The 12,621-nt window shown below is 62.6% G+C and carries 13 protein-coding genes and 1 pseudogene; 6 read left to right on the forward strand and 8 right to left on the reverse strand.

The annotated features are described in order from the left end of the window. Positions 1 to 181: 181 nt before the first annotated feature. Together flhA and JQ567_RS30835 are read left to right on the forward strand one after the other, a co-directional pair. Positions 182 to 2,314, forward strand: coding sequence for a flagellar biosynthesis protein FlhA (gene flhA / locus JQ567_RS30830; RefSeq protein WP_212442314.1), 2,133 nt, complete (start codon positions 182 to 184; stop codon positions 2,312 to 2,314). A 319-nt stretch (positions 2,315 to 2,633) separates the two neighbouring features. Continuing rightward, the gene (locus JQ567_RS30835; RefSeq protein ID WP_212442315.1) at positions 2,634 to 2,840 is read left to right on the forward strand and encodes a hypothetical protein; all 207 of its coding nucleotides are present in this window, start codon (positions 2,634 to 2,636) and stop codon (positions 2,838 to 2,840) included. A gap of 260 nt (positions 2,841 to 3,100) precedes the next feature. On the opposite strand, the gene JQ567_RS30840 is transcribed toward JQ567_RS30835, so the two are convergent. The 4 genes from JQ567_RS30840 to fliI all read right to left on the reverse strand — a co-directional run bounded on the left by JQ567_RS30840 (position 3,101) and on the right by fliI (position 6,644). Further along, positions 3,101 to 4,000 carry an anti-sigma factor domain-containing protein gene (locus JQ567_RS30840; RefSeq protein ID WP_212442316.1) on the reverse strand — a complete coding sequence of 300 codons (900 nt, stop codon included), beginning with the start codon at positions 3,998 to 4,000 and terminating at the stop codon, positions 3,101 to 3,103. Between the two features lie 70 nt (positions 4,001 to 4,070). Further along, complete coding sequence (locus JQ567_RS30845; protein ID WP_212390083.1) at positions 4,071 to 4,616, reverse strand: sigma-70 family RNA polymerase sigma factor; 546 nt, start codon at positions 4,614 to 4,616, stop codon at positions 4,071 to 4,073. Positions 4,617 to 4,792: 176 nt separating this feature from the next. Beyond that, positions 4,793 to 5,212: a flagellar export protein FliJ gene (gene fliJ, locus JQ567_RS30850; RefSeq protein ID WP_212265991.1), complete on the reverse strand. Its 420-nt coding sequence runs from the start codon at positions 5,210 to 5,212 to the stop codon at positions 4,793 to 4,795. Between the two features lie 109 nt (positions 5,213 to 5,321). Then, on the reverse strand, positions 5,322 to 6,644 hold the full coding sequence (gene fliI, locus JQ567_RS30855; protein WP_212442317.1) for a flagellar protein export ATPase FliI: 1,323 nt from the start codon (positions 6,642 to 6,644) through the stop codon (positions 5,322 to 5,324). Between the two features lie 365 nt (positions 6,645 to 7,009). On the opposite strand from fliI, the gene ctrA reads away from it, so the two are divergent. From ctrA to JQ567_RS30875, 4 genes are all read left to right on the forward strand, one after another. Then, positions 7,010 to 7,711 (forward strand): response regulator transcription factor CtrA, encoded by a 702-nt coding sequence (gene ctrA / locus JQ567_RS30860; RefSeq protein WP_015688285.1) that lies wholly within the window; start codon positions 7,010 to 7,012, stop codon positions 7,709 to 7,711. Between the two features lie 199 nt (positions 7,712 to 7,910). Next, positions 7,911 to 8,315, forward strand: a complete 405-nt coding sequence (locus JQ567_RS30865) for a DUF350 domain-containing protein (RefSeq protein ID WP_212442318.1) — start codon at positions 7,911 to 7,913, stop codon at positions 8,313 to 8,315. A 65-nt stretch (positions 8,316 to 8,380) separates the two neighbouring features. Next, entirely contained in the window at positions 8,381 to 8,755 is a 375-nt protein-coding gene (locus JQ567_RS30870; RefSeq protein ID WP_312017494.1) for a hypothetical protein, read from the forward strand. 5 nt (positions 8,756 to 8,760) lie between these two features. Beyond that, the gene (locus JQ567_RS30875; protein ID WP_212442320.1) at positions 8,761 to 9,918 is read left to right on the forward strand and encodes a glutathionylspermidine synthase family protein; all 1,158 of its coding nucleotides are present in this window, start codon (positions 8,761 to 8,763) and stop codon (positions 9,916 to 9,918) included. A 25-nt stretch (positions 9,919 to 9,943) separates the two neighbouring features. On the opposite strand, the gene JQ567_RS30880 is transcribed toward JQ567_RS30875, so the two are convergent. The 4 genes and pseudogenes from JQ567_RS30880 to JQ567_RS38405 form a co-directional block, all read right to left on the reverse strand. Next, positions 9,944 to 10,825 (reverse strand): protein-glutamate O-methyltransferase CheR, encoded by an 882-nt coding sequence (locus tag JQ567_RS30880; protein ID WP_212442321.1) that lies wholly within the window; start codon positions 10,823 to 10,825, stop codon positions 9,944 to 9,946. Continuing rightward, on the reverse strand, positions 10,822 to 12,000 hold the full coding sequence (locus JQ567_RS30885; RefSeq protein ID WP_212442322.1) for a chemotaxis response regulator protein-glutamate methylesterase: 1,179 nt from the start codon (positions 11,998 to 12,000) through the stop codon (positions 10,822 to 10,824). Before JQ567_RS30885 ends, JQ567_RS30880 begins: the two co-directional genes overlap by 4 nt. An 81-nt stretch (positions 12,001 to 12,081) precedes the next feature. Continuing rightward, positions 12,082 to 12,447 carry a PleD family two-component system response regulator gene (locus tag JQ567_RS30890; RefSeq protein WP_192739881.1) on the reverse strand — a complete coding sequence of 122 codons (366 nt, stop codon included), beginning with the start codon at positions 12,445 to 12,447 and terminating at the stop codon, positions 12,082 to 12,084. Positions 12,448 to 12,521: 74 nt separating this feature from the next. Then, positions 12,522 to 12,621, reverse strand: a pseudogene (locus JQ567_RS38405) (chemotaxis protein CheW); the annotation flags it as partial.

Raw genomic sequence — 12,621 nt, forward strand, 5'->3', positions numbered from 1 at the left:
TAACCCTTTGCTAACCATACACCGGGCAAAATTTGCCCAGTGAAGTCGAGTGTCGTCAGCCGCGTAGAACGGGAGGAACCCCGTGGACGCCAGTGCGGTGCCTCACTTACGGAGCGGCGGCCCTTCGGCCGCCGCGAAGACGTCTGGCGGCCGCGGCCGCCATTCGCGAGGAGCTGCGAGCATGGTCGACGTCACGGCAGGTCAGGGCACGGGGGCAAGCGGCGGATTCCCCAGCCTCAGTGAAATCGGCACCATCCTCCGGCGCGGCGATCTCGCCCTCGCCTTTGGCGTCCTCACCATCCTGGTGGTGCTGATCCTCCCCCTGCCCGCGATCGTGCTCGACCTGTTCCTGGCGATCTCGATCACGGTCTCGATCCTGATCCTGATGACGGCGCTGTTCATCCAGGCGCCGCTGGAATTCTCGTCGTTTCCGACCGTCCTCTTGATCTCGACCATGCTGCGGCTGTCGCTGAACATGGCCTCGACCCGGCTGATCCTGAGCCACGGCCATGAGGGGACGGCGGCGGCCGGCCATGTCATCGAGGCGTTCGGCAATTTCGTGATGGGCGGTAATTTCGTGATCGGAATTATCGTGTTCGCGATCCTGGTCATCGTGAACTTCATCGTCATCACCAAGGGTTCGGGCCGTATCGCCGAAGTCGCGGCCCGCTTCCAGCTCGACTCGATGCCCGGCAAGCAGATGGCGATCGACGCCGACCTGTCCGCCGGCCTGATCGACGAAGCCACCGCCAAGAGGCGCCGCAAGGAACTGGAAGACGAAAGCGGCTTCTTCGGCGCCATGGACGGCGCCTCGAAATTCGTGCGCGGCGACGCCATCGCCGGCCTGCTGATCGTTTTCATCAACGTCATCGGCGGCATCATCATCGGCGTCGCCCAGCAGGGCATGAGCTTTGGCGATGCCGCCCGCACCTACACGATCCTGACCGTCGGCGACGGCCTGGTCACCCAGGTGCCGGCGCTGATCGTCTCGACCGCGGCGGGCCTCCTGGTATCCAAGGCCGGCATCACCGGCGCCGCCGACAAGGCGCTGATGAAGCAGCTCTCCGGCTATCCGCAGGCGCTCGGCATGTCGGCCGGCGTGATGCTGGTGCTGGCCTTGCTGCCGGGCATTCCGATGCTGCCGTTCCTCGCGCTCGGCGGCGGCGCCGCGGCGCTGGCCTGGAAGGCGCGCAACCGCAACCGCGACACCAGGGCCGCCGAAGCCGCCGAGCTCGCCGCGCCCGACATTGCCGCGGCAGCCGCCAGCGCGGCTGCGGAAGAGCCGATCGCCAACTCGCTCAAGATCGACGACCTCAAGATCGAGCTTGGCTATGCGCTGCTGCCGCTGGTCAACGGCCCCGACGGCACCGACCGCCTCACCGAACAGATCAAGGCGTTGCGCCGTTCGCTCGCGGTCGAAATGGGCTTTGTGATGCCGGCGGTGCGCATCCTCGACAACGTCCAGCTCGAGGCCAACACCTACATGATCAAGATCAAGGAAGTCGACGCCGGCAGCGGCAAGATCTGGCCGAACCAGTTCATGGTCATGGACCCCGCCGGCAACCAGGTCGGCGTGCCCGGCATCCACACCATCGAGCCGACTTTCGGGCTGCCCGCGACCTGGGTCGACGCCAGCCTGAAGGAAGAGGCTTCGCTGAAGGGCTATACCGTCGTCGACGCCGCGACCGTGCTGTCGACGCATCTGACCGAGCTGTTGAAGAGCAACATGTCGGACCTGCTGTCCTATGGCGAGGTGCAGAAGCTGATCAAGGACCTGCCGAAGGAACAGGGCGAACTGGTCAAGGACATCGTGCCGAGCCAGGTCACCATGTCGGGCATCCAGCGCGTGCTGCAATTGCTGCTGTCCGAGCGGATCTCGATCCGCGACCTCTCCACCATCCTGGAAGGCATTGCCGACGCGCTGGCGTTCTCGCGCAATCCCGCCACCATGGTCGAGCACGTCCGCGCCCGGCTGGCGCGCCAGATCTGCGCCCAGAACACCTCCTACAACGGCTATCTGCCGCTGATCGCGCTGTCGGCGCGCTGGGAGCAGGCGTTCGCCGAATCGATCGTCGGCAGCGGCGAAGACCGCAGCCTGGCGATGCAGCCGTCAAAGCTGTCGGAGTTCATGACCGCGGTGCGCGTCAGCTTCGAGCGCGCGGCGCAAGAAGGTGAGGCGCCGGTGCTGGTGACGTCGGCGGCGATCCGCCCGTTCGTGCGCTCGCTGGTGGAACGGTTCCGCGCCCAGACCACCGTGCTGTCGCAGGCCGAAATCCACCCGCGCGCCCGGCTGAAAACGGTCGGCAGCGTTTAGTTCCGCCGCGAAAAACGACAAGGCGACTGCGAGGCATTTTCGCCACAGGCAAACGGTTTGTAAAAATCGGCCCCGCCGGGGGCGTTTTGCTACGGCACACGAAATATCCATATAACACATTGAAACAATTCATAAATTACTGATTTCGAGACACTGTCGCTAGGTCTCCAATCGCGGCCGTTCAAGTCTTTTCACTGCGTTGTGATCGCATCTGTGGAACGAAACAGCGAATTCCTACGTTTCCTGTGCCGAGACGTTGAACCTGTTTGTCGATGAGGCCGTCTAATTCGACGCAGGGGAAGGCGGGCAGGAGACTTCCATGAACCACTCGATTTACAGCGCCGACCGGATGACCCATCTCAAGATTGTGGTCGTAGCTTTGGTCATGGGCATCCTGGTCGCCGGCTTCGGCATCTCGGCGCGCACCAGTTCGGACGAAGGTTTCCAGCAGACCGCGAGCACCCCCGTGATGAAGGCCGGCAAGCCGGTCGTGGTCACCAATTCGGGCAATTCGGTCGTTCGCTAACAAAGGAATTCACGAATTCACGCGGCTCTTTACAGCCCCCCAAAGTCGCCACGTGAAGTACTAGAAGACCCCAACTACCCCCAAGTTGACTACGAAAACGCCCGCTCCCCACGGGCGTTTTCTTTTTGCATAGCGTTTTCAAGCGAAGTGGATCCCGGTTCGCATAGCAATCAAGTTTGCGCAGATTGCGTAGACTTATCTGCGGTAGAAAACGCATCAAAATAAAATGGGGGTCGCAAAAATTATGGGGGTCCAAAAAATCAGCGCGCCGGCCCAGCCGGCACCGTCTCGATCAGCTTGCCGGCGAAGACCGGAGGCAAGTTCGGCTTGCCGTCACGCGATCCGCCGGCCTGCTCGACCGTCACCGCGTAGGTCGCGGCGTTGATCGTGCCGGCGTCGTAGGACGCCAGCACGTTACGCGCGGTGAACTCGCTGCCGCCGATCACGCCCAGCGATCGCGGCTGCGGCAGCTTGTCGGAGACCAGCCATAGCTCGAAGCTCTTGCCGGCTTCCGCATCGGCATTGACCTTGCGGACGGTGAAATTCTTGGTGGCGGCGTCGACCGTGAGGATGAACGCCGGCGAGCCGCCGTTCCGCTGCAATATCGCAACGTATTGCGCCGATGGCGGCGCCGGCAGCGGCGGTGTCTTGACCTCGACCACCTGCGTGCGGATCTTGGGACGAAGCGCATTGGGCAGCATGTCCGGCGAATAGACCTGCATCGCCAGCATCGCGATCAGCGCCGCGGCGGCAGCCGTTGCAAACGACGCCAGATTGCGCCAGCGCTTCACCCGGCCCGACAACTGGACGACGTTGGAATTGTCCGCGGCCTGGGTCAGTTCGGCCATCAGGGGATCGACCGGCGGCGGAGGCGCGGCGGCTTCCGGCGGCGGAGCAGCGACGGCTTCCGGCAGCGCCAGCGGCACCTGCGGTCCGGAATGTCCGATCGCGCGTTGAATGTTCTCCCAGACGATCGGCCGCGGCTCGACCGAGCCGACCATCTGGTTGAGGGCGCCGAGCCTGTACTCCCACGCCTGGACCACGGCGGTGAATTCCGTGTCGACGGCCATCATGGTTTCGACCTGCGCGCGCTCGTCGGCATCGAGGGTGCCGAGCGCATATTCCGCGGCGAGCGCGATATGGTCTTCGCTATAGGCCATCATCTAACGTCCAGGACACCTTTCAAGACATCTTCCAAAGAACTCAAATCCAAAAACTCATTTCAAAAACTCAAAGCCCGAGACATTCCCGGATATCCATCATGCTGCGGCGCAGCCACGTCTTCACCGTATTCACCGGCGTCTCGAACTTGGCGGCCAGCTGCTCGCGGCTCCAGCCGTTGTAATAGGCCAGCAGCACCAGCTTCTGCCGATCCGGCTCCAGACGGCCGACGCATTCCAGCAGCCGCTTCAACTCTTCCGTCATCTCGCGCCGCGCCAGCGGATCGGGTGAATCGGCGGCCACTTCCATCGCCGTCGGCTCCTCCTCGATCGAGGCCTCGCTCTTCTTGCGCACGACGTCGATCGCCCGGTTGCGCGCGATCGCCGCCATCCAGGTGATCGGTGAAGCAAGCGCCGGATTGAATTGGCCGGCACTGTTCCAGATCTTGACGTAGGCCTCCTGAATGACCTCCTCGGCGAGATCCTGTCGGCGCAAGATACGGAGGACGACACCGAAGAGTTTCGCGCGCGTGGCGGCGTAAAGCCGCTCGAAAGCGGCTTCATCCCCCTTCGCAACAGCGGCAATCAGCCAGACCAGCTCTGCTGGCGTCAGCATTCAGCGTCCCCCAAATCGCGATCCCCCATCGCGCTTTACGCCGGGAGCATCGAGAACCCTCCTAGCATACCTTGCAGCAAACCAGCCACCAAGACGCCTGTCTGTGGACATCATCAAAGAAAAACCCGGACCTTGCGGCCCGGGTTGTCAATGATCGGATGAGAGAAGGTAAGGCGTCAGGCGATGGCGCCGAGGCGGGCGCGCATCAACCCGATGGAGTCCATGTCGGCCTGCTCGCGGGCGTTCTCCTCGGCGCGTTCGCGCGCCTGGTCACGCTCGTCCAGCAGTTCGACCTTCTTGAGCTCCTCGAAGGCTTCGCCGAGCAGGCTCTTGGCATCCTCGAGCTGGATCCGCAGTTCGTCGGCCGAACGCGTCAGGTTCTCGCGCCGCTGAATCGCCGCCTTGGCATAGGTCGGGTAGGCAAAGTGGGACGGATCCTGGATCCCTGCCCGGTCCTGCTCGGTCTGGATTTCGCGCTCGAGGTCGACCGACATGCGCTGGAAATCAGCGATCATGCCTTCGATCTGGGTAACCCTTCGGCGCTTCTCATCGACCTGAAACTTCTTCAGGCGGATCAGCGTTTCACGTGACTTCATCGACTCATACTCCCCAGAAGTCCCAATCTTAACGCGGGACAAAGCCGGCTTCCCCCGGGGGCCCCGCCAGCAAGACTATTCATGTGCCGGGGATGATGGCCTGACAAAGTTAGCGTTCCGTTTCCAAACCAGTCAGGATCTGCGCCAATTGCTGGTAGCCGTCGGCGAGGCTTGCTTTTTCACCCTTGCCCTGCCGCAGGAACCCTTCCAGCGGCTCGTGCAGCCGGATCGCCTCGTCGACCTCCGGGCTCGACCCCGCCCGGTACGCGCCGAGCCGGATCAGTTCCTCCATATCGGCGTAGGTCGCCATCACCTGACGGCCCCGCATGATCACAGGCAGATAGGCCGGATCGGCCGATTTCGGCATGGTGCGGGAGACCGATTTGAGGACGTTGATCGCGGGAAAACGCCCGCGCTCGGCAATCGATCGCTGCATCACGACGTGGCCGTCGAGGATGCCGCGCACCGCGTCGGCGATCGGTTCGTTATGATCGTCACCATCGACCAGCACGGTGAAAATGCCGGTGATGGTGCCGGCGCTGGTGCCCGGCCCTGCCCGCTCCAAGAGCTTCGGTAGTTCAGTGAACACCGTCGGCGTGTAGCCTTTGGCGGTCGGTGGCTCACCCGCCGACAGCCCGATCTCGCGCTGCGCCATCGCAAAGCGCGTCACGGAATCCATCAGGCACAGCACGTCCTTGCCTTCATCGCGAAAATATTCGGAGATCGCGAGCGTCAGATAGGCCGCCTGCCGGCGCATCAAGGCCGGCTCGTCGGAGGTCGCCACCACCACGACCGAGCGCGCCAGGCCTTCATCGCCAAGGTCGTCCTGCAGGAACTCCTGCACCTCGCGGCCGCGTTCACCGATCAGGCCGATGACCGTGATATCGGCATCGACATTACGCGCCAGCATCGACAGCAGCACCGATTTGCCGACGCCGGATCCGGCGAAGATGCCGAGCCGTTGGCCGCGGCAGCAGGTCAGGAACGTATTCAAGGCGCGCACGCCAAGATCGAGCGGGGCGCCGACCCGTTGGCGCGAATGCGCCGGCGGCGGCGAGTTCCGATACGGCATCGGCGATGGCCCCTGCGTCAGCGGCCCCTTGCCGTCGATCGGTTCCCCCATCGCGTTGAGCACGCGGCCGAGCCAGGAAGGCGAGGGCCGCACCTGCCCCGCGGCATTGGCGATCACGGCGCGGCAGCCGCGCCTGACGCCATCGAGGCCGGCGAACGGCATCACCACCGCATTGTTCCCGGAGAAGCCGATCACCTCGGCCGGAATGAAGCTGCCGCCGGTCTCGATCACGATCCGGGCGCCGACCGACATCGCATGGATCGGTCCCGCGATCTCGACCATCAGCCCGCGCACGCCGATCACACGGCCATATATATTGACGCCGTCGACGTCGCCGATCTGTTCCGCGAGTGCCTTCATTGCGAAAACCTTAAGTTTCCGCGTCTTTGAAAGGGCCACTTAACCTCGTGTTTACCCGCATCGTTAATCATTGCGTCACTGTCTTTGGTGACTGAGAGCGCTCGCCCATCAGAAGAAGGATGAGTCGCGGGAGTCGGTTAGGCCCGTCTCTTAATGTGGAACTTGAACGAGAACGGTAAGGAAAAGCTGCTTCGACGCAATATCTTACGGCGATTCGATAAAAATTGCACGGTTAGAGCTTGCGAACACGAATCAGTATTTGTTAACCATATGTCGTCAGGATCCGAATCAGTTGTTCAAAGGCGTTTTGAGTGCCGCAAGTGCGGCCGACCTGACGCCCGGAGCGGCGACTATAGGGGACTGGCATGCGCGTTTTGCTGATAGAAGATGACAGCGCCGTCGCGCAGTCGATCGAGCTGATGCTTAAATCCGAGAGTTTCAACGTCTATACGACGGATCTCGGAGAAGAAGGCGTCGATCTCGGTAAGCTTTACGATTACGACATTATCCTTCTCGACCTCAATTTGCCCGACATGTCCGGTTACGACGTGCTCAAGCAGCTTCGGGTGTCGAAGATCAAGACCCCCATTCTGATCCTCTCCGGCCTCGCCGGCATCGAGGACAAGGTCAAGGGTCTCGGCGTTGGCGCCGACGACTACATGACCAAGCCCTTCCACAAGGACGAACTGGTTGCCCGCATCCATGCGATCGTGCGCCGTTCCAAGGGTCATGCCCAATCGGTGATTCAGACCGGCGACCTCGTCGTCAATCTCGACACCAAGACGGTCGAGGTCGGTGGCCAGCGCGTCCATCTGACGGGCAAGGAATACCAGATGCTGGAGCTGCTCTCGCTCCGCAAGGGCACCACGCTCACCAAGGAAATGTTCCTCAACCACCTCTATGGCGGCATGGACGAGCCCGAACTCAAGATCATCGACGTCTTCATCTGCAAGCTGCGCAAGAAGCTCGCCAACGCTTCCGAAGGCCGCAACTTCATCGAGACCGTGTGGGGCCGCGGCTACGTGCTGCGCGAGCCGCACGAGCAGGAAGAACGCATTCCCGCCTGACCAGGGTTTACGGCGAGCCGCAAGGCTCACTCCTCCCCGACTGGACCCCGCCGCGAATGGCGGGGTTTTTGTTTTTGGGGAGTTTTTGTTTGGGGAGTTTTTGTTTCGGCAGATTCGCTTGGGATTGAACCGACACCTCCGATGCGCCGACGAATAGATCGTGCGAACGTGGGGACCGGCCTGAGTCGGGGCGTTATCAATGATCTTGCAATCCCTCGCCGGGCTACCGGCGTTTCTGGTCTATTTCTGCACGGCGCTGGTCGCCGTGGCCGCCTACCTCTTCGTCTATACCCGCGTCACGCCGCATGACGAGTTCCTGCTGATCCGCGACAATAATCCGGCGGCGGCGATCGCGTTGGGGCTGAGCCTGCTCGGCTTCGCGCTGCCTCTGGTCAGCGCCATCGCCCATTCCGCCAATGTCTGGGATTGCCTGATCTGGGCTGTCGTCGCGCTGATCGTCCAGATCATCGTCTTTTACATCGTCAAGATACCGGTGCCGAAGCTGTCGCAGCGGATTGCGGACGGCGAACTTGCCGCGGCCATCTGGCTTGGCCTCGCCTCGCTGGCCGCCGGCGCGCTCAACGCCGCCAGCATGATCTACTGACCATGGCGAACAAGCCCCCCAGCCGCATAAGCGAATTCGGGACGCACAAACCATCGGTGCCGCCTATGCCGCAGCCGTCGGGCCCTCCGGCCAAGCGTTCCGGCCACGTCGCGCTGTTTCTGATGGGCACGCTTGCGGTCGGCGGCGTCGCCTACACGCTGATGCCGCGCAACAAATGCGAGCCCTCGCCGAACACACCGCAGCCGTCGCTGCTGCAAAACAGCGCCGCCGAATGCCAGCAGCGCGGATCTTCATCCAGCAGCTCCGGCGGCTCCGGTGGTGGATGGTCCTCATCCTCACGCAGCAGCTATTACGGCAGTGATTCGTCCACGAGCCATTCATCCTCTTCATCCTCGGGCATCTCCGATTCCGGCTCGCACAGCGCGCAGCGCGGCGGCTTCGGTTCGTTCGGGCACGCCGTCGGCTTCTCAGGCGGCTGAATTCCATGCAACGCATCCCCTGCCCCGAACGTGACGACTGGCGTGCCACCGCCGAAAGCGCCGGCTTCACTTTTCACACGATTGGCGGCGAGCGTTATTGGGACGAACGGGCCTATTACGCGTTCACGCTGAACGAGATCGAACGGCGGATCGAGGCGCCCACCGGCGAGATCGAGGCGATGTGCCTCGAGGTGGTCGGCCGCGCGATCAACGACGAAAAATATCTGCGCCGGTTGAAAATACCCGAAGCTTTCTGGCCCCTGCTGTCGGAGAGCTGGCGCCGCCGCGACGCCAGCCTCTATGGCCGGTTGGACCTGAGCTACGACGGCTGGAGCCCTGCGAAACTGCTCGAGTACAACGCGGATACGCCGACCTCGATTTTCGAGGCGGCGGTTTTTCAGTGGACCTGGCTCGAACAGGCGATCGAACGCAACATCGTCCCGAAGCGCGCCGACCAGTTCAACTCGATCCATGAACGGCTGATCGACGCCTGGAAAAAACACGGCAGCGCAAAGCACCTGCATCTGACCGGGATGACCGACAATGCCGAGGACGCCGGCACGCTGGCCTATCTGCAGGACACCGCGAGCCAGGCCGGATTGAAGACCACGCTGATGGACATCAAGGACGTCGGACTGGGGGGCGATGGCCGCTTCGTCGATCTCGACGATCGCGGCATTGAGCTTGCCTTCAAGCTCTACCCCTGGGAATGGATGTTCCAAGACACGTTCGGCGCAAATCTGTCGAGCGCGCCGACTCGCTGGATCGAGCCGCCGTGGAAAGCGATCCTGTCCAACAAGGGCATTCTTCCGCTGCTCTGGGAGATGTTCCCAAAACACCCTAATTTGCTGCCGGCCTATTTCGAGGACGATCCGAAGGCGGCAATGCTCGGCTCCTCGTTCGTGCGCAAGCCGCTTTATTCGCGCGAAGGCGCAAATGTTACGCTCGTCAGCGCCGGCTCGACGCTGATGGAACAGCAAGGCCCATATGGGGCGGAAGGATTCATCCTGCAGGCTTTCGCGTCCCTGCCGAGCTTTTCCGACCAATATCCGGTGCTCGGAAGCTGGTTGATCGATCACACACCGTGCGGACTATCGATCCGCGAGGACGAAAATCCGATCACCGGCAACACGTCACGGTTCGTACCGCACGCGATTCTGTAGCGGAAGCTATCGGTAGACCGATAGATCAGCGTGCCGAGGCCACCGACCTTGGCGCCTGCGGCACCAGGGTCGCTACCCCGGGGCGCACAACAGTTGGTGCGGCATTTGGACGATAGAGCCCACGGCGATCCGGATAGGGCTTGAAGGCGTTGGTGATTCCGACCACGGATTCGGCAGCCCCCAGCGCCAGCACGCCGTCGGGCTCCAGCATCCGCGAGATGCGTTCGAAGATTTTGGCTTTGGTGTCCTGGTCGAAATAGATCAGGACGTTGCGGCAGAAGATCACATCGAACGTGCCGAGGTGAGAAAAATCCTGCAGCAGGTTTAACTGACGGTGCTGCACCATGCTGCGGATGTCGGCGTTGAGCTGCCACAGCTCGCCATTCTGCGTGAAATATTTCACCAGCATCTGGATCGGCAGGCCGCGCTGCACCTCGAACTGGCTGAAGATGCCGGCCTTGGATTTTTCCAGCACGGCCAGCGAAAGGTCGGTCGCGACGATCTCGGTGCGCCAGCCCGCCAGCATGGAGCCGGCCTCCTTCAGGCACATCGCAATCGAATACGGCTCCTGCCCGGTGGAGGAAGCCGCGCACCAGATGCGCAGGGAACGGCGCGCCGCGCGCGCCTGCGCCAGCGCCGGGAGCACCGCCTCTTTCAGATGATCGAACGGAAGCTTGTCACGAAAGAAGAAGGTCTCGTTGGTGGTCATCGCTTCGACCACCTCGGCCGTCAGCGCGTCGGCGCCAGCCTTTATCTTCTGAACGAGTTCGGGAATACCGGCAAGGCTCGCCTTGCGCGCCAGCGGCACCAGACGGCTCTCGACCAGATATTGCTTGTCGGCGGACAGGTCCAGCCCGGAACGCTCTTTCAGAAGCTTACGCAGATACTCATAGTCCTGAGGCGTCACGAACGATCTCCCGAAAACAACCGAACCAGTTTCGGCGCGATCTGATTAAGCGGCAATATCGCGGCGCAAATGCCGGCATTCGCGGCCGCACCCGGCATGCCCCACACCACACTCGTCGCCTCGTCCTGGGCAATCACGCTGCCGCCGGCCGCGACAATATCCTTGCCGCCGCGCATGCCGTCGGAGCCCATGCCGGTCAGGATCACGGACATGATCCCGCCCTGCCAGACGTCGATCGCCGAGGTGAACAGCGGATCGACCGCAGGCTTGCAGAAATTCACCGGCGGTCCGTCGTCAAGCGCGATCGCCGCCTCCGCGCCATGGCGCACGACCCGCATATGGCGGCCGCCCGGCGCGAGATAGATCCGGCCGGCCTTGACGATTTCGCCATCGACCGCCTCATGCGCCGGCCGCCGGCTCGAACGCGCCAGATGCTCGGCGAGAATCGTGGTGAAGGTCGGCGGCATGTGCTGCGTGATCAGAACCGGAAAACGGTCGATCACAGGTCCGATTTCGGTGACCAGCGACATCAGTGCCTGCGGACCACCGGTCGACGAACCGATCAGGAGCACGCGCGGCGCCAGCATGCTGAACGGGCGGCGCGCCAATTGCGATTGCGCTGCCGGTGCCACCGTCGGCGCACGGACCGAAGCTTCACGCGGCCGCTCGTGGACCGGCGCCAGAGGCGGCGTCACATGCGCGGGCGCGTGCACGTTGCGGCGGATCTTGGCGCCGAGGTGACGGATCTTCTGGATCAGATCGTGGCGAAAAGTTTCGGCTGCGGAAGCCTCGCGCGTGCTTTCGGGCTTTGGAATGTAGTCGGAGGCGCCAAGCGAGAGCGCCTTGAAGCTGATCTCCGCATTGCGGCGGGTCAGCGTCGAGGCCATGATGATGATAAGATCACGCTTCTTCGCCAGCAGTTTCGGCAGCGCGGAAATGCCGTCGAGCTCCGGCATTTCGATATCGAGCACGGCGACGTCGGGATTGATGCGTTCGAGCTGGTTGACCGCGTCGAGGCCGGTGCGCAGGGAGGCGACGACCTCCATGTCCGGCTCGGCCCCGATCCAGCGCGAGATCATCCCGCGGATGACGACGCTGTCGTCGACCACCATAACACGCAGCTTGTCCTGCCGTGTCGAAGTCGGGGCCGGGGCACTTGTCAACGCAATACTCATTACTTCACCAGGAACGACTCGAACGGCACGCTTACGAAAACAACGCCGAAGGCCGCCTGGCCGCCGGATCGTCTGGACAGATCAGATCAGGCCGACTTCCTGGAACTTCGCGGTGACGATGTCCTTGTCGAACGGCTTCATGATGTATTCGTTGGCGCCGGCGTGCAGCGCACGTGCGATGTGCGCGACGTCGTTTTCGGTGGTGCAGAACACCACCTTGGGCGCATCGCCGCCGGGCATGCGGCGCAGATTGCCGAGGAATTCATAACCGTCCATCACGGGCATGTTCCAGTCGAGCAGGACGGCCTCGGGCATGGCGCGCTTGCAGGCGTCCAGCGCTTTCGCGCCGTCCTCGGCTTCGATGATCTGGAAATCAAGACCTTCCAGGATACGGCGTGCGACCTTTCGAATGACGCTTGAGTCATCGACGACGAGACATGTTCTCATTTTCGGCCTCTACTTCCATTCCCCAAAGGGGGCGTTTCCAAGTGTTATGTACGCTTTCGCCTTGCTTCTGCTTCTTATGCCGCCATCAGATCCGGCACGATTTCGAGGACGCGATCGACATCGAGGACGACCATGAGCTGGCCGTCGAGGCGGTGGACGCCGCCGGCGAGCTTG

It is taken from the genome of Bradyrhizobium sp. AUGA SZCCT0431 (assembly GCF_018131065.1).
GTDB lineage: Bacteria > Pseudomonadota > Alphaproteobacteria > Rhizobiales > Xanthobacteraceae > Bradyrhizobium.

What these genes read in the sequence shown, in the direction of transcription:
- flhA (WP_212442314.1), top strand. Translation starts at nt 182, where the DNA reads ATGGTCGACGTCACGGCAGGTCAGGGCACGGGGGCAAGCGGCGGATTC.
- JQ567_RS30835 (WP_212442315.1), top strand. Translation starts at nt 2,634, where the DNA reads ATGAACCACTCGATTTACAGCGCCGACCGGATGACCCATCTCAAGATT.
- JQ567_RS30840 (WP_212442316.1), bottom strand. Translation starts at nt 4,000, where the DNA reads ATGGCCTATAGCGAAGACCATATCGCGCTCGCCGCGGAATATGCGCTC.
- JQ567_RS30845 (WP_212390083.1), bottom strand. Translation starts at nt 4,616, where the DNA reads ATGCTGACGCCAGCAGAGCTGGTCTGGCTGATTGCCGCTGTTGCGAAG.
- fliJ (WP_212265991.1), bottom strand. Translation starts at nt 5,212, where the DNA reads ATGAAGTCACGTGAAACGCTGATCCGCCTGAAGAAGTTTCAGGTCGAT.
- fliI (WP_212442317.1), bottom strand. Translation starts at nt 6,644, where the DNA reads ATGAAGGCACTCGCGGAACAGATCGGCGACGTCGACGGCGTCAATATA.
- ctrA (WP_015688285.1), top strand. Translation starts at nt 7,010, where the DNA reads ATGCGCGTTTTGCTGATAGAAGATGACAGCGCCGTCGCGCAGTCGATC.
- JQ567_RS30865 (WP_212442318.1), top strand. Translation starts at nt 7,911, where the DNA reads ATGATCTTGCAATCCCTCGCCGGGCTACCGGCGTTTCTGGTCTATTTC.
- JQ567_RS30870 (WP_312017494.1), top strand. Translation starts at nt 8,381, where the DNA reads ATGCCGCAGCCGTCGGGCCCTCCGGCCAAGCGTTCCGGCCACGTCGCG.
- JQ567_RS30875 (WP_212442320.1), top strand. Translation starts at nt 8,761, where the DNA reads ATGCAACGCATCCCCTGCCCCGAACGTGACGACTGGCGTGCCACCGCC.
- JQ567_RS30885 (WP_212442322.1), bottom strand. Translation starts at nt 12,000, where the DNA reads ATGAGTATTGCGTTGACAAGTGCCCCGGCCCCGACTTCGACACGGCAG.
- JQ567_RS30890 (WP_192739881.1), bottom strand. Translation starts at nt 12,447, where the DNA reads ATGAGAACATGTCTCGTCGTCGATGACTCAAGCGTCATTCGAAAGGTC.